Here is a 1,570-nt window from a genome sequence, read left to right as displayed (position 1 = left end):
GCCGCGTAGACCGCATACAGGCCGCCTGGCTCGAGCTGCGTCCATTCGTCGGGCAGCCCGTCGATCGCAAGCCGGCTCAGCGACGACACGCGGCCGTCGGCCGGGCCCATGCGCAACAGCGCGCGCAGGCGGCCGAACACGCCGGGGACGCCGAGCGCGGGACGAGTGGCTTCGAAGTCGGTGTTCACGCTTGTGCTTCCTTTCCTCAGTAATCCGAATACAGCTGCACCGGCGTCGGCGTGACGAGGCCGGTGCGCGGCGCGCGCGCATCGAACGCGTAGCGCAGGTACACGAGCGCAGAGCTCGGCGCGTAGTCATGCGAACGATCGATGTGCAACTGCGCGCCGACGCTCAGGTGCGGGTTCATGCGGTACTCGACGATGCCGTTCACGCCGTACGAGAACGTCACGCCGCGCGTCGAGCTGCCCGCGTAGACGAAGCCTGCGGCCACCTGGGCGGCCCGCTGGTCCGAGAACGTCGGGAAATACAGCGAATCCTTCTCGTAGCTGTTCGAGATCCCGCCCGTGACGGTCAGATCCCACGACAGCGCGTCACGTCGCCCCGCCCATTCGATCGGCACGCCGAGCGACAGGTAGCGCTGCGGGCTGTAGTAGCCGCCCTGCCCGTACGTGTAGTAGCGCAGGTTCTCCGCGTAGTGCCACGCATTGCCGACGAGCCCCGTGCTGACCTTCATCGTCGCGCGCTCGTACACGGGCACCGTGAAGCCCGTGCGCAGCGTCACTTCCGAGTTGCGCTCGACGTTGCGGCCGGACAGCACGCCCGCGCCGAGTTCCGCGAACAGGTTCGCGCGGCCGACGTCGACCGACGCGCGCAGGTTCACGCCGTCGCGACGCACGCCGCCCCAGACCGCGCCCGTCCACGGGTCGCGCATCCCCGCGTACGACAGCACGCTGCTCGTTTCCGGCCGCCGCGACGCGTTCACGGTGAAGCTCGCGGGGCCCGCGTCGAAGCGGTAGCGCACACCGCCGACGAGGTAATGCACGGGGAAGCCGAGCGGCGACGTGCCGAGATCGAAGCGCCAGGCATCCGAGCGATAGCCGGCGCCCAGTGCGACGCCCGTCGTCGACTGGTGCAGCGAGCCCGGCGGATGCGCAATCAGCGAATCGACCGGCTGATTCAACCCGAACGGCGCGAGCAGCGCACTCAGCGCCTTGAGCGCCGGGTAGGTCCCGAACGTATTCAGCGCATAGGCATTCGGGTTGCTCGTATCGAGCGTGCCGGGGTCCAGATGCACGGTGTCGAGCTGCAGGAACGCATGCCCGTCATAGCGGACCGGCATCTGCATGTAGATCGGCACCTGCTGCGCGCGGTACGACGAGATCCCTTCGTCGCCGGACTTGTACGCGGGCAGCCAGCCGAGCTCGATTTCCGGGTTGCGGCGCTGCTCGAGATCGGCGAACGCCGCCTGCGCGGGCGTGCGGCCGTCGCGGCGCGGGCTCACGCCGGCCTCGCGCTCCTGCGACAGCGACAGCCGGTACAGCGACGCCGCATCGTCGTAGCGGCTCTGCGCCTCGGCGACGCGCCCCGCCGCGACCGTCACGTCGGGCCG

General features: G+C 69.7%; 2 protein-coding genes. Both read right to left on the bottom strand.

Translation table 11 applies throughout. The features are described 5' to 3' along the window. On the bottom strand, positions 1-188 hold a 188-nt coding region (locus tag G3N94_RS41275), incomplete at its 3' end, for a hypothetical protein (RefSeq protein ID WP_205799903.1). Positions 189-205: 17 nt separating this feature from the next. Next, a partial coding sequence (locus G3N94_RS41270) for a cellulose synthase subunit BcsC-related outer membrane protein (RefSeq protein ID WP_205799902.1) occupies positions 206-1,570 on the bottom strand: 1,365 nt, incomplete at its 5' end.

Origin of the sequence: Burkholderia sp. Ac-20353, assembly GCF_017104785.1 — a bacterium.
In the GTDB taxonomy this organism is placed as follows: Bacteria; Pseudomonadota; Gammaproteobacteria; order Burkholderiales; family Burkholderiaceae; genus Burkholderia.
Note: the sequence above shows the minus strand (reverse complement) of the source record. Positions and strands in the feature narration are given on the sequence as shown.